This is a genomic window from Arthrobacter sp. cf158 (genome assembly GCF_900106835.1).
In the GTDB taxonomy this organism is placed as follows: domain Bacteria; phylum Actinomycetota; class Actinomycetes; order Actinomycetales; family Micrococcaceae; genus Arthrobacter.
Genome location: NZ_FNNR01000003.1, coordinates 332,735 through 351,099 on the forward strand (window position 1 = coordinate 332,735; position 18,365 = coordinate 351,099).

The following is an 18,365-nucleotide window of genomic DNA, read 5'->3' on the forward strand; positions in this document are numbered from 1 at the left end:
ATTTTACGGCAGTGTCCGACCCCGGTCACCAAAAGTGACGTCTATTCTGACTGTATGAGTTTCAACGATGGCGCGCAGCTTGACCCTTCCCAGGTGGAAGACCGACGTGGCGGTGGAATGGGCAGGGGAACCAAGATTGGCGGTGGCATCGGAGGCGGCATTGTGGTTCTCCTCCTGGCACTGTTCGGGATCAACCCCAACATTCTCGGCGACTTGACGGGCGGCGGCAGCCAGCCTCCCGCCGTCGAAAGTGGAGGCGCCGGAGGCGTCCAGGAATGCCAAACAGGTGCGGATGCGGACAAGCGTCTCGACTGCCGGATCACGGGCACTGTGAATAGCCTCAACGCTTTCTGGCCGGACTATCTTGCTCAGTACAACGTGAAATACTCCCGCCCAGGAACGGTCATTTTTGATGCCGCCACGAATACCGGATGCGGCCCGGCTACCACAGCAGTGGGACCCTTCTATTGCCCGGCGGACGTTAAGGCGTATTTCGATCCCGGCTTCTTCGATGAACTGGTGACGCGTTTTGGCTCCTCGGGCGGTCCCTTGGCCCAGGAGTATGTGGTGGCCCACGAATTCGGGCACCACGTTCAGAACATCCTGGGCACCCTGGACCAGGCACAGCAGGATCCGCAGGGGCCGCAGTCAGGTGCTGTGCGCGTTGAGTTGCAGGCTGATTGCTATGCAGGCCTATGGGTCCGCCACGCGACCACTCAGACCGATGCCAGCGGAAAACCGTTCCTCGATCCCCTTACTGAGCAGGACTTGCAGGACGCCCTCTCGGCCGCGTCCGCCGTCGGCGATGACCGGATCCAGCAGGCCGCCACCGGAAGAGTATCGCCCGAATCGTGGACGCACGGTTCCAGCGAGCAGCGGCAGAAGTGGTTCTACCAGGGGTACACCACGGGCGACATCAACAAGTGCGACACTTTTGGGGTGGCTTCTCCTTAGGGTTCTCCGCCTCAACGAAGAATGGTTCCGGGCAACCTGCCCGGAACCATTCTTTTACCCGCTGAGAGCAGGAGAAACTTACTGATCAGATGTTGAAGCCGAGGGCCCGCATCTGGTCCTTACCGTCGTCCGTGATCCGTTCAGGACCCCATGGCGGCATCCATACCCAGTTCAGGCGCCAGTCATCGACGACTCCATCGAGTGATTTGCCAACCTGCTCTTCAAGCACGTCAGTCAACGGGCAGGCCGCTGTTGTCAGTGTCATGTCGATCAGGAGGGCGCCGTCCTCATCCGAGTACTTGAGTCCGTAGAGAAGGCCCAAGTCCACCACGTTGACCCCAAGCTCGGGGTCAATGACGTCCTTGAGCGCTTCCTCGACGTCCTCGAGGCTGGTTCGCGCCGTGTTGATTTCGGTCATGGAAAGATCCTAACTAGGCCTGCACAGCAGGAGCAACGGCAACGCCTGCGCCCGGGGCGTAGCGATCGTAGCCTTCGTCTTCAAGACGGTCAGCGAGCTCAGGGCCGCCCTCTTCAACAACCTTGCCGTCTACGAAGACGTGAACGAAGTCCGGCTTGATGTAGCGCAGGATGCGGGTGTAGTGGGTAATGAGCAGGGTGCCCATGTTGCCCTCTTCGTGTGCGCGGTTGACGCCCTCGGAGACAACCTTCAGAGCGTCGACATCCAGGCCGGAGTCGGTCTCGTCAAGGATGGCGAACTTCGGCTTGAAGAGTTCGAGCTGGAGGATTTCAACTCGCTTCTTCTCACCGCCGGAGAAGCCTTCGTTGACGTTGCGCTGTGCAAAGTCGGCGTCGATACGCAGCTGCTGCATGGCAGCCTTGACGTCCTTGGTCCAGGTACGGAGGGCCGGAGCTTCGCCGTCAATGGCGGTCTTGGCAGTGCGAAGGAAGTTGGTCATGGTGACGCCGGGGACCTCTACCGGGTACTGCATGGCCAGGAAGACGCCGGCACGGGCGCGTTCGTCGACGCTCATCTCCAGGACGTCTTCGCCGTCCAGGGTGATGGTGCCGCTGGTGACGTTGTAGCGGGGGTGGCCTGCGATGGTGGAAGCCAGCGTGGACTTGCCGGAGCCGTTGGGGCCCATGATTGCGTGCGTCTCACCGGTCTTGATGGTGAGGCTGACGCCCTTCAGGATCTCCTTGGTGCCCTGCTCCGTCTCAATGCTGACGTGCAGATCCTTGATCTCAAGAGTTGACATGCTCTTCTTTCTTTTCGTTCGTAAGTCTGGCGGTACTGGGCGCTCAGTAGTTATCTACCGAGGCGCCGTTCACAACGTTGGTCACATCCACGTAGACGTCGTCACCATCGATGGTGACGGCGAAAACGGGGACGGGGTCGTAAGCAGGCAGCTGGAGGGGCTGTCCACTGCGGAGGTCGAACTGGGAACCGTGTCCCCAGCATTCGATCGCGCAGCCTTCAACCTCGCCCTCGGACAACGAGATGTCCGCGTGCGAGCAGGTATCGGCGATGGCGTGGATATCGCCCATCGAATCCTTCACGATGGCTACGGGGTAGTCATCGATCAGGACGCGCAGCGCCTGCTTGACCTGGATGTCATTGGCGTTGCATACCAGTTCGCCCTTGGTGTCTTCACTCATTGTTGTCCTGCCTGGCCTGTCTTAGTTGTCGGTCGCGGCGAGTTCGCGCTCAACAGCTGCGGTCAGGCGCTCTTCGATTGCCGGAACCTTGATCTGCTGGATGATCTCGTTGAGGAAGCCTCGGACCACCAGGCGGCGGGCAACCTTTTCGGGAATGCCACGGGCCATGAGGTAGAACAGGTGCTCATCATCGAAACGGCCGGTGGCGCTGGCATGGCCGGCACCCTCAATCAAGCCGGTTTCGATTTCGAGGTTGGGAACTGAGTCCGCGCGGGCACCGTCGGTGAGGACCAGGTTGCGGTTGGCCTCGTAGGTGTCGGTGCCTTCTGCTTCCTTGCGGATAAGGACGTCGCCAACCCACACGCTGTGAGCATTGCGGCCCTGCAGTGCACCCTTGTACAGAACGCGGGACTTGCAGTTGGCCACTGCGTGGTCAACGAACAGGCGCTGCTCAAGGTGCTGTCCTGCATCGGCGAAGTACAGGCCGAACATTTCGACGTCGGCGCCCGGCGCAGTGAAGCGGGTGGACGGGGTGACGCGGACGAGGTCGCCGCCAAGACTGACAACGATGTGCTTGAACTTGGCATCGCGGCCGATCTTTGCCTGCTGCGATGAAGCGTGAACTGCGTTGTCTGCCCACTCCTGCAGCGACACAACGGTCAGTTCAGCGCCGTCTTCAACGATGATCTCCACATTCTCGGAGACAACTGCGGTGCCCTGGTGGTCCAGGACCACAACGGCTTTGGAGAAGCGCTCTGCCACAATCACGATGTGCTGGGCAGAAGGTGCCTCACCGGCGCCGGTAATCAGGACGGAAACCTCAGACTCCGCCTGCAGCTCGGCAGGCACGGTCACAACCGTTGCCTCCGCGAAGTTCTCCCAGGCATTGGCAGACACAAGATCTTCCGGTATGGCCGCTTGGCCGATGCGCTTGTCATCGCGTCCCACAGTTTCAACAACGACGCCGGCAGGTGCGGTGACGCTGACGGCCGGAGCTGCGCCGTTGAGGACTTCGGTGTGAAGGCCACGCAGGCGCTTGAGCGGTGTGAACCGCCAGTCTTCCTCAAGGCCGTTCAGCGGCTTGAAGTCAGCAAGCTTGTACGAGGTGAGGCGGCCGGCCCGCGAGCTGTCCGGAATCCCCACGCCGCCACCGTGCGAGTGGCTCTTGGCCGAAGCACCGGCGAGCGGACCAGCGGAGGGCTGCTCCGACGTCGTGGACGTATTTGTACCTGTGTTGACGGGCGAAAGGTTCTCGCCTTCCTCGGTGAAGCCGTTGATAAACGGCTGGGCCGAGGGCGCGCCGATGCGCGCCTTTTCAGTAGTGATATCAGTCATTGTTAACCGACGGACCCTTCCATCTGCAGTTCAATCAAGCGGTTCAGCTCGAGGGCGTATTCCATGGGCAATTCACGGGCAATCGGCTCGATGAAGCCGCGAACGATCATGGCCATGGCCTCGTCTTCAGGCATGCCGCGGGACATCAGATAGAAGAGCTGCTCTTCGCTGACGCGGGAAACGGTGGCCTCGTGGCCCATGACAACGTCATCCTCGCGGATGTCGATGTACGGGTACGTGTCCGAGCGGGAAATCGTGTCCACCAGGAGAGCGTCGCAACGGACCGTGTTGGCCGAGTGCTTGGCGCCTTCGCGGACCTGGACCAAGCCGCGGTAAGCGGCACGGCCGCCGCCGCGGGCCACGGACTTGGAAATGATGGAGCTCTTGGTGTTCGGCGCGATGTGCACCATCTTGGAGCCGGTGTCCTGGTGCTGGCCCTCGCCTGCGAAGGCGATGGACAGCGTCTCACCCTTGGCGTGCTCGCCAACCAGGTAGACGGCCGGGTACTTCATGGTCACCTTCGAGCCGATGTTGCCATCGATCCACTCCATGGTTGCGCCCTCTTCGCAGATGGCGCGCTTGGTGACCAGGTTGTACACGTTGGTGGACCAGTTCTGGATGGTGGTGTAGCGGACGCGGGCGCCCTTCTTCACGATGATCTCCACAACGGCGGAGTGCAGCGAGTCCGAGGTGTAGATCGGAGCCGTGCAGCCTTCGATGTAGTGAACGTAGGAGTCCTCATCAGCAATGATCAGCGTGCGCTCGAACTGGCCCATGTTCTCCGTGTTGATACGGAAGTAGGCCTGCAGGGGGATGTCCACGTGCACGCCCTTGGGCACGTACACGAACGATCCGCCGGACCATACAGCCGTGTTCAACGAGGCGAACTTGTTGTCGCCCACGGGGATGATGGTTCCGAAGTACTCCTGGAAGATCTCCGGGTGTTCGCGCAAGGCGGTGTCAGTGTCCAGGAAGATAACGCCCTGGGCTTCCAGGTCCTCGCGGATCTGGTGGTAGACAACCTCGGACTCATACTGTGCGGCAACACCCGAGACGAGCCGGCTGCGCTCGGCTTCCGGGATGCCCAGTTTCTCGTACGTGTTGCGGATGTCCTCGGGAAGGTCTTCCCACGTTGCCGCCTGCTTCTCGGTGGAACGCACGAAGTACTTGATGTTGTCGAAGTCGATGCCCGAGAGGTCTGCACCCCAGGTAGGCATGGGCTTGCGGTCGAAGTACTTCAGGCCCTTAAGCCGCAGATCGAGCATCCATTCGGGCTCGTTCTTCTTCGAGGAGATGTCGCGGACAACCTCCTCGTTGAGGCCACGACGGGCATTTGCGCCTACGTCGTTCTTGTCGGCCCAGCCGTACTCGTAGTTTCCGATACCGTGCAGTTCGGGATTCTTCTCCAGAATCTCCGAGATCACAGTGCCTTCGGCTACCGCTTTCTCTGCTATTTGGTCCGTCATCACGGCCTTTCTTGCTGGTTGTTTGATTCCTGGTACGGACTCCCGGACTGCTCTGCGGCATCCGGAGATGCCGTGGCAGCCGGGCGCCCGGTAGGTATGTGGGTGGTGCAAACGTGTCCGCCCTGGGCGAGAGTGGATAGGCGCCGGACATCGACGCCCACCAGGCGGGAGAAAACCTTGGTCTCGGTATCGCAAAACACCGGGAACTCCGCAGCAAGGCGTTGGATGGGGCAATGCCCCTGGCAAAGCTGCACGCTGGACAGCGCTGCCGGCAGGGGCGATTTGGCCTCAATGGAGTGGGCAGAGGCAACAAAACCGTCGCGACTGAGGGCCTTGGACAGTGCCATGGCCCGCGCTGTGATGTCATCCCCGGCAGCTTCGACGTCCGGGGCATAACGGCGCTCCATGTCGGAGAAACGTTCCTCCGCATACTCGCGGACGGCGTCTTCCCCGGCGAGTTCCTGGAGGCGCCTGAGGGCTGAACTGGCAATATTCAGGTAATCGTCGCCGAGTCGGGATTGTCCCTGGGAGCTGAGGACATAGCGGCGGGCGGGTCGCCCTGCGCCGGAACCTGCCTTGGCTACGCGCTTGACCTCGATCTCACCGCTGCGTTCCAAATGGTCAAGATGCCTGCGAACCGCGGCGGGCGTGAATCCGAGGAGGTCGCCGAGTTCGGCGGCGCTCACTGGACCATTTTCGAGCACGGCGCTGAGGACGCGGTCCCGGGTGCGGTCATCCGCGTCCGGCAGCGCAGGCGAGGCGACCAGGGCCTCTGCCGCTGCAGCATGCCGTTGTGAAGGCATGGAAACTGGACTGCTCATGGAATACACAACACAATCATGTCGTAATTTGTTTCATGCATCCAGTAAGGCAAGACTGACCTGGGCTCCCTGCCAAGTGTGACCGTACTACTTCCCGTAGAATACTCTGGTGCGATCCCCTGATTCCCCTGTCCTCACCATAGATGGACTCATTAAGGATGTAGGCCCCCTGGCCTCCCTTGACGGCAAAATGCTCCGGGTGGTCAGTGGACTGTCCATGGTGGCCGAGCGAGGCCAAGTCACCGCGCTGTTGGGAGCGAACGGCGCCGGGAAGACCACCACGCTGGAGTGCGCCCAAGGTCTGCAGAAGCGAACCGGGGGGACCATTTCCCTGCTGGGCGCAGACCCTGATACCGCCGGTGCCGGCCTGCGGTCCCGCGTCGGTGTGATGCTCCAGGACGGTGGCTTGCCGCCGTCGGCCCGTCCTATCCCGCTGTTGCGACACGTTGCCGGCATGTACCGAAACCCGATGAATATCGATGCCCTGGTGGAACGCCTCGGCATCAACCAGTTCAGCCGGACCAATGTGCGCCGCCTGTCGGGCGGCCAGAAACAACGGCTGGCGCTGGCAGCCGCACTGGTGGGAAACCCCGAGATCCTCTTCCTCGACGAGCCCAGTGCAGGGTTGGACCCACAATCCCGCCAGATGGTTTTCGACTTGATCGCCGAACTTCGGGACGCCGGTATGGGCATCGTCCTCACCACGCACCTGATGGACGACGCCGAACGCCTGGCTGACTACGTGTACATCATTGATGGCGGTCACAACGTGGTGGAGGGGACCGTTTCCGAGCTCCTCAAGCATGACCACACGGCCGGGGCCGCCATCACTGATCGCACCCTGTACTTCGACGCCCCGGCCGGACTCGAGTTCGCCGGAGTTCTCAGAGCGGGCCTGCAAGTATCGGAAACGCGCTCCGGTAGTTACTCCATCACAGGCGAACTCACGCCGCGGGATCTGGCAACGCTGACTGCCTGGTGGGCGGAACGGAACATCATGCCTGCCTCACTGCGCCTGGAAGCCCGAAGCCTGGAAGACGTGTTCCTGGATATTTCCGGAAGGGACCTCCGATGAGCAAGCTCCTCTCCCCCAACGCCGGACCGGCGTCACTGCCCCGCCGGATCGTTCAACAGGGGCGGTACGAGACCATCACTATGCTGCGGAACGGCGAGCAACTCATTCTCGCGATCGTCCTGCCCTTGATGGCCTTGGTGGGGCTGGTAGTCACTCCACTGCTTGATGGTCTGGGTGGAACCCGTGTTGACGTGGCCACCCCGGGAATCCTGGCTCTGTGCGCCATGTCCACGGCCTTTACCGGCCAAGGCATTGCTACCGGATTTGATCGTCGCTACGGAGTCCTTCGCTTCCTGTCCACCACGCCCCTGGGCAGGGGCGGGCTCATAGCCGGAAAAATCCTCGCTGTGCTGGTGGTCCTCCTTCTCCAGGTAGTAGTGGTTGGAGTCATCGCCGGCTTCCTGGGCTGGCAGCCGCGGCTCGAGGCGTGGCCCGCGGGAATCGGGTTGCTGGTGCTTGGCGCCGCCGCCTTCACAGCACTTGGCCTGCTGGTTGCGGGCACGGTTCGTCCTGAAGCAACCCTGGCCATCACCAACCTGCTGTGGATCCTGCTGGGCGCGCTTGGTGGGATTGTGGTGCCGTCCGAACGGCTCCCTTCTGCGGTCCAGGGAATCGTCCAGTTCCTGCCTTCAGGAGCGTTGGGCCAAGCCCTCAGAGACGCGTTCTTGCTGGGAGCCGTACCATTTCCCGCTGTCTTGATCCTCTTGCTGTGGACTGTCCTGGCCGGGGCCGCAGCCATCCGCTGGTTCAAGTGGAACTAACCAACCTGGCACCGACAACAATGCAGAACTGAGAAGTGAGAAAACTGTGAGCACGGCATCGCGCCTTCCCAAGACCATCCAGCGGTTCACGTCCAAGTTGCCCACCGAGGTCAACAAAGCCGTACGTAGACTGGCTTTGCTGTCACTCATTGGACAGACAGTACTGGTGGTCACCGGTGGTGCAGTGCGCCTTACGGCCTCCGGCCTTGGTTGCCCTACGTGGCCGCGATGCACCAGCGACTCGCTGGTCAACACCCCTGAGATGGGTGTTCACGGGTTCATTGAATTCGGCAACCGCCTCCTCACGTTCGCCCTCGCAGCTGTCGCAGCCCTGATGTTGGTGTACTTGTGGAACCTGCGCAAGCAGCGCCGAGACCTGTTCATGCTTGCCCTGGGTCTGTTGGCAAGCATCCCCACGCAGGCGGTTATCGGCGGTATCACAGTACTGTCGGGCCTGAACCCTTGGGTGGTGGGCCTGCATTTCCTCGTGTCCATGGCCTTGGTCGTCTTCTCAACCTTGCTGGTCAACCGCGCTTACGGGCGCACGGGGGGCTTCATGAACAGGACATTGCAGTCCCTCCCGGGCATTGCCCGGCCCCTGACCATGGCTGTTGCGGTCTTCGCTGCCATTGCCGTGATGCTGGGTGTAGTGGTGACTGGCGCCGGCCCGCACGCCGGGGATGCGGATGCACCGCGCAACGACCTCGACTGGGACCTCTTCTCCCACATACATGCGGTTCCTGCGTACCTCATCACCGCAGGCACACTTTTCGCCGTGTATCTGGTGGTCCGGCACAAGATCGGTGGTCCTTTCCGTACCGCCACGTATCTCCTGCTCGGCGTGACGTTGCTGCAGGCTGTCATTGGCTTCACGCAGTACTACAACGGCATCCCTGCATTGCTTGTAGGCGCTCACATGCTCGGCGCAGCCCTGCTGATGAGTGCTGCCACCAACGCAGCGGACGTGGCAAAGTCCAGCCCGGTCCACCAACAGGTGTCCTAGGCGCGAATGAGTTGGGCGGGGTTGGACTGCATGGCCAGTACGGCCGGGTAGACGGCGGACAGGATGCCGCTGGCGAGCCCCGCTCCAACACCCCACAACGACGCATACCAAGGGATCGCTGATGCCCAGCCCTGACTTGACGCGTAGGCCTGTACAGCCCCCATGCCCACAGCTGCGCCCGCAGCACCGCCCAAGGCTCCCACCACTGCCCCTTCGGTGACGAACATCGATGCCAGTACTCCGCGTCGCATGCCCAGAGCGAGCCGGAGTGCAATCTCGCTTGATCGCGTCAGCACGCCCAAATACATGGTGGTTCCGGCGCTGAGACTGGCCATGGCGAGCAATACCACTGAAACGATGGCCACCAGCCTGCCGAGGTCCGAATTGATCCCTTGCTTGAGCTCGCGCAGATCCGCCACGGTCTGCACCTTCACGTTGCCGGGATCGCTCGGCTGGAGCGCTTTCGGCAGCGCCTCCGCTATGGCGGCCGGCATCCCTGGAGTGGTTCGAAGGACCAGGCTCGCTGCGACGTTGCTGGCCGAGGGATAGGATCCAATACCCACCAGGACCGCTGCCGGCAGAACTGGGTCCCGGCCCGGGTCGTCAATAATTCCCACCACTGGGACGGGCTGGCCATACAGCCACACCACGACGCCGGGTCCTGGCTTTGCGGCTCCCAGTTGGTCGGCGGCTTCCCGGCCCAGGATGGCAACGGGTCCCCCGAACGACTGGTCGAGCAGGGCGGCGTCGCCGAAAGAGACCGTTGCGCCTTGGAGGCGAAGGTAGGCAGAGTCAATTACCCGTACGGCTCCGTTGAATATCGGTTGTTCGGGAAATGTGGCGGGGCGGAACGTTGATGGCTGCACCACCGACGATGAGAGCTCGGCAATGACGCCGGCATCGTGAACACCGAAAAGTCCCGCGGATGCCTGGAGATCGTTCCTGACGGCCTCCCATGATGCATAACCTCCCTCGCGCGTCACCCGTACTTCGTCTCTTGCGGCTGCGTCGATCCGAGCAGATACCTTGACGGAGGCGCTCTCGCTGAGACCGATGGCCGCTACCAGCCCTCCGCTGCCCAGAAGGAATGCCATGATCAGCAAGAGGGCCTTGGCGGGACGAACCGTGAGCGCGGACAGTGCGTCAGCAATAACATCCGCGGCCTCGTGGCGTCGGCGCCGGACGAAGGTGGGTTTGTCCTTTCCTCGAACGGGAACCGAATCTTTTGGAATGACGAGGCGGTTCCGGTGCTCACCTGTGTCCTTGACGATGGCTCCATCGCGCATGGTGATGATGCGGTCCGCAGCTTTGGCAATGTCCGGATCGTGGGTCACCATGGCCACGGTGGTTCCAGAGTCACTGAGCTCGCGCAGGTGGTGGATGACGATCTCGCCGTTCGCCGTGTCCAGGCTGCCCGTGGGTTCGTCGGCTAGTACTACCCTGGGCGTGCCCATTACTGCCCTGGCAATGGCGAGCCGTTGCCGCTCTCCCCCGGACAAAAGCGCAGCCGGGATCGCGGCCCTGCCCGCAAGGCCAAATCTGGCAAGGGCCGGTATGACCAGTTGTTTCTGAACACCAATCCCAATTCCCCGTGCGCGCAGGCCCAGCACGGCATTCCGGGCTGCTGCGTCCCGCCCCACCATGTGTGATTCCTGAAAGACGAAACCAAAAACGTCTGCCCGCCGTTGCGCTCTCTGCTTCTGGTTAAGTCCTTGGACGTCTGCACCATCGATCAGATACACACCGCGCGTCGGTGTGTCCAGGAGTCCGAGAATGTTGAGCAGGGTCGACTTTCCCGAACCCGAGGGACCGACGATAGCGACGAACTCACCCTCCTGGATGTCCAGAGACACATCGTCCAGGGCCTTCGCTCCGGAAAACAGCCGATCCACTGCACGCAAGCTGAGAATCGGCTGGCGTTGTTCGGGATCAGGCGATCCCGGGGAAGATACGGGAGTGCTCATTGCAGCTTGACCTCGTCCCCAACAGCCAGTCCGTCGACGTCAGCGATGGCCACCCAACCGTCCGCCTGCGCTGTGATGTTAACGTCCAATCGTCGGGACTCGCCGTTCCCCTCAACCAGGAGGTAGGGCTTACCACTCTCTTGTCGAATGGCTATCAGCGGAACGGCCAAGGACTCCATGGCCGCGCTGCCTGCAGTGACGGTGACTGATTGGCCGGCCGCGAATCCCTGTGTCCCCGGTGGCAGAGTCACGGTGATGTCTTTTCCTGGAAATTCGTTCGTACTTGGGTCCCCCTCCCGAAAGCTGCTGACCTGCGCCACGGCTGTCTCCAGGACTGTGGATCCTGCCCTGACCGTTGCAGGCATGCCCACAGGGAATTGTTCCGCTTGGACAACATCGGCCCGGGCCACAATTGAGTCGGCGGCGACATTGATCCGTGCCACGATCCCATCCTCTGCCAGAATGGCACCAGGCCCAGCTATGAACGCGATCGTCCCGGTGTCACCGGGTACCTGCATGAATTCCCGCCAGTGGAACACGACGTCTGACGGGGATGCCTTGGCTGAAGGACCAAACTCCGTGGGTGCCTGAAACCCCGCCGCCTTGTACCAGAAACCCAATGCCTGCTGGGTTGGCAGATCAAAGGTTCCTGTTACGGGACACCCATAACCCAACGAGGCCAAGCCGGTCTGAAGGGCCTCCACATCGGGTCCCGTGTCACCGTGGGTGATGTCCCTGTATAACGGGACACTGGCGGGCAGGATCAGTAAAGGTCTGCCGGACACGACGGCCAGCAATTCTCCTGGGACAACCAGGCTTCCGGCCTCTTTGGCCGCTGATGTCACCACCAGCCTGTCAACACCATCGGCAAGGCTTGCCCTAAGAACGGCCTGTGCTCCCGCGATGACTTTTCCTGCAACGACCGTCTGTTTAACCACCGCCCGACGCTCCACGGTTGCCGACACTGGAACAACGACCGCCAGGGACGGCGTCGGCTCCGCCCCTGCCATGCTGGAACCACCGGCCCAGTACGCGGCGCCCAACCCTGCCAGCACAACAAGAACCGCCACGGGAATCAGCCACCAACGCGGAACACGCCGCATGGCACGGGTAAACTTCAGTGACTCAGAGCCTTGCATCAGCCACGCCGTGATCCCGCAGTATCTGCTTTGCATGCTCCACTGCAGCCGCCTTCTCTTCTGCCAAGGCGTTGAGTTGTGCTTGATGGTCCTTCATCTGTGCTGCCTGATACTGCGCCAGAATGTCATAAGGTTTTCCTGCTCCGCCACTGGCCTCCTTACAATCAAGGTCCAACAAGGCACCACGAATCTCGTCTTCCTTGGAGCCGCTCGACTTTAGGTTCCACGAACCTTCCTCGGCAACCTTGAGGCCCTTGGCGGCGACGCACTCCTCCCAGCCCTGCCGGAAGGCTACGTAGTCCGAATCGCGTTCAGTTAGTGCCACAGCGTTGCGCGTGATCTGGTTTTGCAGAGACGTGTCGCCGGCCAGGCCCTCAAGGAGTTCAGGCAACCCAGCGCGCCCCACCGAACTGGTGCACTTCACTTCCATTGCCTGTTGCTGTGCGCTGAGGGGAGGGCGCTCCGGTTGTTCATCCATCACACCCGGAATCATGCGGATCTCCGGCATGGCACCATTACGCGCGGCCAGGGAACGGGACCACTGACCATATCTATAGTCCTGCAGAGCCTTGCCTCCGCCTCCCCAGGGTGCAACCGTGAAGCCCGCGTCCTCGACGCAGTCGTAAATGAGGAAGGCAACCGCCGTATTGACCATGACGTTCTCGCGGTCTGAGTACCAGTAGGCACTCATGGGGAGAACCACCTCACCGGTTGTTTCGTTGAGGGATGCCCTTGCCCCGGCACCGGCGGAACGATCGACGGACGGCAAGCTGGCGGTGGCAGGTTCGATGGGCGGTGCCGCTGACGGGGCGGAACAGGCCGTGGTGAGACTCACCACAACAGCCAGCGACACGGCAATCTGCACGATGGATCCAAGGGTGGGAGGTCGCAAGGCTAGCCCCAGATGCTGGAGATCTCGTCGTCCCAGTTCACGCCTGAATACATTGACACGCCCCGAAGATCGTTCACTGCGTTGCCACCACGGAAAATGACGGCATGGCCCGAGTAGTTGAGGTCCCGGTACAGATAGACGTAGGGCGATTGAACGTTCGCCGGCGGGCCAATGACGATCGAACTGGCCTTATCGTTTGCTGCGTCACCCACATATGATGCGACCCAGTTATAGGACCGCTGTGTTCCTGTGAACCAGTAGTCGTCATAGAGACATACACGCGCCGTGGAGCATGCCGGTGCGGCTTGGGCGGCAGTCACCCCGGTCAGGACTGACGCTGAAGCCACTGTCATAATTCCGGCTGTACGAAGGATTGCTTTCACTGTTTTCCCCAGTGCTCGAGGTGATTGGAACAGCTTTGTTCCACCACGAACGCTAAGCGCCTACGCCCACCACCTAGACGCAAGAACTCAAACTAGGTGACGTTTAGCGGCAAATTTGAGTGCTCAACAGTCAAATCTAGGTGGTTGCGGGAGGTCTCTAGGTGGCGGCCCGTCCCTTCCTGGAGCATCAGAAGTTCTGTCCTGGAGAACCAGAAAAGGTTCGACGCCGGCACTCAGGTGAGTACCGGCGTCGAACCTTTTTGCTGTGGGGGCTGGCGCTTGGCTTAGCCGCCGATGATCGGTGAGCCGATGAACGGGTCCACGGCCAGCGCGATAAAGAGCAATGTCAGGTAGCTGATGGAACCGTGGAAGACCTTCATGGCGCCCTTGTTGGAAACGTCGCCTCCCTGTGCGCGCTTGTACAAGGCGTGGCTCTCATAGAGGAACCACGCTCCGGCGGCAACGGCAACAACTGTGTAGACCCAGCCGGCCCCGCCGACGGGGATCATCAGGAGGGAGCAGGCAACCATGGCCCAGGCGTAGAGAACTACCTGTACAGAGACCACTTTTGCGCCGGCGATGGCACCGAGCATGGGCACCTTTGCGTTGCGGTAGTCCTCGCCGTAACGCATGGACAGGGGCCAGTAGTGAGGAGGCGTCCAAAGGAAGATGACCATGAAAAGGACGATTGCGGGCCACTCAACGGTGTTGGTGACGGCCGCCCAGGCGATGAGTACCGGGAAGCATCCGGCAGCCCCGCCCCATACGATGTTCTGGGCCGTCCGGCGCTTCAGGATCATGGTGTAAATGACCACATAGAAGACGATCGCGCCGAGGCCCAACCAAGCGGATAGCGGGTTGGCGCCGAACCACAGGATCGCGATGGAGGCAGCCCCCAGAATCCAAGCGAACACCAAGGCCTCGCGTGGAGTAACCTCGCCGGTGACCAGGGGTCGCTTTTCAGTGCGGTGCATCAATTTGTCGATGTCGCGGTCGATGTAGCAGTTGAACACCCCCGCGCTGCCGGCTGCGAACGCACCGCCTACGAGCGTTGCCAGGATCAGGCCAATGGACGGGAAACCGCGCTGCGCAAAGATCATGGTGGGAAGAGTGCTGACCAGGAGCAACTCGATGACACGGGGTTTCGTCAGAGCCAGATACGCCTTCAACTTACGGGAAATTCCGATGCTTCCCCGGGCCGGGGACGCGTTAAGGGGCGTATCAGTTGTGCTCACGGCGGCAGTCACTCTGTTCTATGCTCTGGGGTTCTCACAGCGGCTGCCATCCCGGTTTTCAAAGAGACGCGGGCGCACGAACCGCTGGTGGCCTCCAAATATCATACCGTGGCCGGAAGTGGCCCGTTGTCCGCAAAATGCGTCAATGTTTCCGAATCTTCACACCACCACCGGGCCATTGTGATTCATATAAGGGAATTTCTGTCCAGTTAGTGGGATTCCCTGAGTTACATGACACGTTTAGGGCTAAGCTGTTGAGCAGATCAGCACACGTTGACGATCCGGGAAACCGTATTCTCGGATATCCGTGCGTCTGGATGAGAGATCAACGTTTCAATGGTGAACGGCTGGTAGACACATTGCAGCGGGCGCCATCCTGTGCTTCCTGCGTGCCGTGTCCGTACGCCTGCCGTCAGCACAGAGAGGGGCTCGGTTTTCGTGCCACATTTGGAAGAGCAAGAACTGTCATGGACCGATCTGGACAAAAAGGCAGTTGACACCGTTCGCGTGTTGGCCGCTGACGCCGTGGAGAAGGTCGGCAACGGCCACCCTGGTACGGCGATGAGCTTGGCTCCGGCAGCGTACCTGCTGTTCCAGAAGCTGATGCGTCATGACCCGAAGAACCCGGACTGGATTGGCCGTGACCGGTTCATCCTGTCCCCTGGCCACACCTCCCTGACCCTGTACATCCAGTTGTTCCTCTCCGGATACGGCCTGGAACTGAAGGACCTTGAGGCGCTGCGCACCTGGGGTTCGCTGACGCCGGGCCACCCCGAGTACAAGCACACCGCAGGCGTTGAAATCACCACCGGCCCGCTGGGCCAGGGCCTTGCGTCCGCAGTTGGTTTCGCATACTCCCAGCGCCGCCAACGCGGCCTGTTCGACGCCGATGCTCCCGCTGGCGAGTCGCCGTTCGACCACACCATCTGGGTGATCGCTTCCGACGGCGACCTCCAGGAAGGCGTCACGTCCGAGGCTTCCTCGCTCGCGGGGCACCAGGAGCTGGGCAACCTCGTGGTGATCTACGACGAGAACCACATCTCCATCGAAGACGACACCGACATCGCGTTCACCGAAGACGTCCTGAAGCGTTACGAGGCCTACGGCTGGCACACCCAGCGCGTCGACTGGACCAAGACCGGCGACTACGTCGAAGACGTCCAGGAGCTCTACTCCGCACTGCAGGCAGCCAAGGCAGAGACGAACAAGCCGTCCATCATCTCGCTGCGGACCATCATCGGCTACCCGGCTCCGAAGAAGCAGAACACCGGCAAGATCCACGGTTCCGCCCTGGGTGCCGAGGAAGTCGCAGCACTGAAGACCGTGCTCGGCTTCGATCCCGCCAAGTCCTTCGACGTTGACGAGGAAGTCCTGGCCCACGCCCGCAAGGTCCTGGACCGCGGCGCCGAGTCCCGCGCAGCATGGCAGACCTCTTTCGAGGCATGGCAGTCCGCCAACCCGGATGCTGCTGCCCTGCTGGAGCGCGTTGAAGCGAAGAAGTTGCCCGTGGGCATCGACGCCGCGCTTCCCGTGTTCGAGGCCGGCAAGGACGTTTCCACCCGTGCAGCGTCGGGTAAGGTCCTGAACGCGATCGGCCCGGTTCTTCCCGAGCTGTGGGGCGGTTCGGCTGACCTCGCCGAGTCGAACAACACCACTATTGAAGGTTCGCCGTCGTTCATCCCGACGTCGCGTTCCACGGATGCCTGGAAGGGCAACCCTTACGGCCGGGTGCTGCACTTCGGTATCCGTGAGCACGCCGCGGCATCCATCGTGAACGGCATCTCGCTCCACGGCCGCACCCGCGCGTTCTCCGGCACGTTCCTGATCTTCTCCGACTACCAGCGCCCGGCCATCCGCCTCGGCGCGCTGATGGGTGTCCCGTCCCTCTACGTATGGACGCATGACTCCATCGGCCTGGGCGAGGACGGACCCACCCACCAGCCGGTGGAGCAGCTCGCCTCCCTGCGCGCTATTCCGGGCCTGGATGTGGTCCGCCCCGGCGATGCCAACGAGGTCTCAGCTGCCTGGAAGGCGATGCTGGAGAACCACGAGAACCCGGCAGGCATCGTCCTGACCCGCCAGAACATCCCCACCTACGCCCGCGGCGAAGGTGAAGCCACCGGTGACACCTTCGGTTCCACCGCAGGTGTGGCCAAGGGCGGCTACGTCCTTGCCGAAGCTTCCAAGGACGGCGAAACCGTTGACGCGCAGGTCATCCTGATCGGCACCGGTTCCGAGGTCCAGCTCGCAGTCCAGGCCCGCGAAGCCCTCCAGGCTGAAGGCATCGCAGCACGCGTTGTCTCCATGCCCTGCGTTGAGTGGTTCAACAAGCAGGACGAGGCCTACCGCGAAGCCGTGCTCCCGGCAGCGGTGAAGGCCCGCGTCTCTGTTGAGGCAGGCCTGGCGCTCGGCTGGCGCGAATTCGTTGGCGACGCCGGCCGCTCCATCTCCCTGGAGCACTTCGGCGCCTCGGCTGACTACAAGCGGCTCTTCAACGAATTCGGCATCACCGCCGAAGCCGTCGCAGCCGCAGCCAAAGACTCCCTCGCAGACTCGAACGCATAACAGTCTGTTTCCCTCTCACAGGAGAAAAACACATGTCTAGCACTCCCACGCAGCAACTTTCTGACGCCGGCGTTTCCATCTGGCTCGATGACCTCTCCCGCACCCGCCTTGACACCGGCACCCTGCAGAAGCTCATCGACGAAAAGAACGTCGTTGGTGTAACCACCAACCCGTCCATCTTCCACGCCGCCATCACCGCCGGCACGGATTATGACGCCACCATCGCAGCGCAGGCCGCGGCCGGTGCCAGCGTCGAAGAGACCATCTTCGAAATCACCACCACGGACGTGGCCGACGCCTGCGATCTCTTCGCGCCGATCGCCGCTGCCACCCATGGAGTGGATGGCCGTGTCTCCATCGAGGTGGACCCCCGCCTTGCTTGGGACACCGCCGGTACCATCGCCGAGGCCAAGCACCTTTACGCCAAGGTCAACAAGGACAACGTCCACATCAAGATCCCGGCAACCTTGGAAGGCCTCGAAGCCATCACGGCTACCCTGGCCGAGGGCATCAGCGTCAACGTGACGCTGATCTTCTCCCTGGAGCGCTACCGCGCGGTCATCAACGCTTTCCAGTCCGGCCTTGAGCAGGCCAAGGAAAACGGCCACGACCTCTCCAAGATCCACTCGGTGGCGTCATTCTTCGTCTCCCGCGTTGACTCGGAGATCGACAAGCGCCTTGACGCCATCGGCACCGATGAAGCCAAGGCACTCAAGGGCAAGGCAGGCGTTGCGAACGCACGTCTGGCTTACCAGGTCTACGAAGAGCTCTTCTCCACCGAACGCTGGGCAGTGCTCGCCGAAGCCGGCGCGCTCCCCCAGCGCCCCCTGTGGGCCTCAACCGGTGTGAAGGACCCGGCGTACCCGGACACCCTCTACGTGACCGAGCTCGTTGCAGCCGGCGTAGTGAACACGATGCCGGAAAAGACGCTCGACGCCACCTTCGACCACGGCGTGGTCACCGGTGACACCATCACCGGCACGTACGACGAAGCGAACGAGACCCTCAACGCCCTCGAAGCACTCGGCGTCTCCTACAACGACGTCGTGACCCTTCTCGAGACCGAAGGTCTTGAGAAGTTTGTGGGCTCTTGGAAGGAACTCCTCGCCGACGTTGAAGGCGCACTCGTCACCGCACGGAAGGCTTCCTAAGTAA

Annotated in this window: 17 protein-coding genes; 6 read left to right on the forward strand and 11 right to left on the reverse strand. The window is 61.8% G+C overall.

The features are described from left to right. Positions 1–54: 54 nt before the first annotated feature. A complete protein-coding gene (locus BLW08_RS07550) occupies positions 55–954 on the forward strand; it encodes a KPN_02809 family neutral zinc metallopeptidase (RefSeq protein ID WP_091324179.1) in 900 nt (299 codons plus the stop codon). Between the two features lie 85 nt (positions 955–1,039). On the opposite strand, the gene BLW08_RS07555 is transcribed toward BLW08_RS07550, so the two are convergent. The 6 genes from BLW08_RS07555 to BLW08_RS07580 are packed head-to-tail and all read right to left on the reverse strand — an operon-like array spanning position 1,040 to position 6,193. Further along, complete coding sequence (locus BLW08_RS07555) at positions 1,040–1,372, reverse strand: metal-sulfur cluster assembly factor (protein WP_011774796.1); 333 nt, start codon at positions 1,370–1,372, stop codon at positions 1,040–1,042. 13 nt (positions 1,373–1,385) lie between these two features. Then, positions 1,386–2,171, reverse strand: a complete 786-nt coding sequence (sufC, locus tag BLW08_RS07560; protein WP_014921882.1) for a Fe-S cluster assembly ATPase SufC — start codon at positions 2,169–2,171, stop codon at positions 1,386–1,388. A gap of 43 nt (positions 2,172–2,214) precedes the next feature. Beyond that, complete coding sequence (locus BLW08_RS07565; RefSeq protein WP_090821348.1) at positions 2,215–2,571, reverse strand: non-heme iron oxygenase ferredoxin subunit; 357 nt, start codon at positions 2,569–2,571, stop codon at positions 2,215–2,217. A gap of 21 nt (positions 2,572–2,592) precedes the next feature. After that, the gene (gene sufD / locus BLW08_RS07570; protein ID WP_090821346.1) at positions 2,593–3,906 is read right to left on the reverse strand and encodes a Fe-S cluster assembly protein SufD; all 1,314 of its coding nucleotides are present in this window, start codon (positions 3,904–3,906) and stop codon (positions 2,593–2,595) included. Positions 3,907–3,908: 2 nt separating this feature from the next. Beyond that, positions 3,909–5,372 carry a Fe-S cluster assembly protein SufB gene (gene sufB, locus BLW08_RS07575; protein WP_062068692.1) on the reverse strand — a complete coding sequence of 488 codons (1,464 nt, stop codon included), beginning with the start codon at positions 5,370–5,372 and terminating at the stop codon, positions 3,909–3,911. Further along, the gene (locus BLW08_RS07580; protein WP_090821763.1) at positions 5,372–6,193 is read right to left on the reverse strand and encodes a helix-turn-helix transcriptional regulator; all 822 of its coding nucleotides are present in this window, start codon (positions 6,191–6,193) and stop codon (positions 5,372–5,374) included. The genes sufB and BLW08_RS07580 overlap by 1 nt, the downstream gene beginning before the upstream one ends. A 109-nt stretch (positions 6,194–6,302) precedes the next feature. On the opposite strand from BLW08_RS07580, the gene BLW08_RS07585 reads away from it, so the two are divergent. Genes BLW08_RS07585 through BLW08_RS07595 form a run of 3 tightly spaced genes read left to right on the forward strand, consistent with a single transcriptional unit; the run spans position 6,303 to position 9,032 of the window. Then, positions 6,303–7,268 carry an ABC transporter ATP-binding protein gene (locus BLW08_RS07585; protein ID WP_091324182.1) on the forward strand — a complete coding sequence of 322 codons (966 nt, stop codon included), beginning with the start codon at positions 6,303–6,305 and terminating at the stop codon, positions 7,266–7,268. Then, on the forward strand, positions 7,265–8,029 hold the full coding sequence (locus BLW08_RS07590; protein ID WP_091324184.1) for an ABC transporter permease: 765 nt from the start codon (positions 7,265–7,267) through the stop codon (positions 8,027–8,029). The genes BLW08_RS07585 and BLW08_RS07590 overlap by 4 nt, the downstream gene beginning before the upstream one ends. Before the next feature lie 46 nt (positions 8,030–8,075). Next, positions 8,076–9,032 (forward strand): COX15/CtaA family protein, encoded by a 957-nt coding sequence (locus BLW08_RS07595; RefSeq protein WP_091324186.1) that lies wholly within the window; start codon positions 8,076–8,078, stop codon positions 9,030–9,032. Here BLW08_RS07595 and BLW08_RS07600 read toward each other — a convergent pair. The 5 genes from BLW08_RS07600 to BLW08_RS07620 all read right to left on the reverse strand — a co-directional run bounded on the left by BLW08_RS07600 (position 9,029) and on the right by BLW08_RS07620 (position 14,657). Next, entirely contained in the window at positions 9,029–10,996 is a 1,968-nt protein-coding gene (locus BLW08_RS07600; protein WP_091324188.1) for an ABC transporter ATP-binding protein/permease, read from the reverse strand. The genes BLW08_RS07595 and BLW08_RS07600 overlap by 4 nt on opposite strands. Next, positions 10,993–12,135, reverse strand: a complete 1,143-nt coding sequence (locus BLW08_RS07605) for an RND family efflux transporter (protein WP_091324190.1) — start codon at positions 12,133–12,135, stop codon at positions 10,993–10,995. Before BLW08_RS07605 ends, BLW08_RS07600 begins: the two co-directional genes overlap by 4 nt. Then, positions 12,122–13,000, reverse strand: coding sequence for a hypothetical protein (locus BLW08_RS07610; RefSeq protein WP_091324191.1), 879 nt, complete (start codon positions 12,998–13,000; stop codon positions 12,122–12,124). The genes BLW08_RS07605 and BLW08_RS07610 overlap by 14 nt, the downstream gene beginning before the upstream one ends. A gap of 29 nt (positions 13,001–13,029) precedes the next feature. Beyond that, complete coding sequence (locus tag BLW08_RS07615; protein ID WP_091324193.1) at positions 13,030–13,380, reverse strand: peptidase inhibitor family I36 protein; 351 nt, start codon at positions 13,378–13,380, stop codon at positions 13,030–13,032. A gap of 314 nt (positions 13,381–13,694) precedes the next feature. Continuing rightward, entirely contained in the window at positions 13,695–14,657 is a 963-nt protein-coding gene (locus tag BLW08_RS07620) for a heme o synthase (RefSeq protein ID WP_091324195.1), read from the reverse strand. Between the two features lie 426 nt (positions 14,658–15,083). Here BLW08_RS07620 and tkt point away from each other — a divergent pair, with 426 nt between their 5' ends. Then, the gene (gene tkt / locus BLW08_RS07625; RefSeq protein ID WP_254779756.1) at positions 15,084–17,210 is read left to right on the forward strand and encodes a transketolase; all 2,127 of its coding nucleotides are present in this window, start codon (positions 15,084–15,086) and stop codon (positions 17,208–17,210) included. Positions 17,211–17,242: 32 nt separating this feature from the next. Further along, positions 17,243–18,361, forward strand: coding sequence for a transaldolase (gene tal / locus BLW08_RS07630; RefSeq protein ID WP_091324198.1), 1,119 nt, complete (start codon positions 17,243–17,245; stop codon positions 18,359–18,361). Positions 18,362–18,365 lie beyond the last annotated feature (4 nt).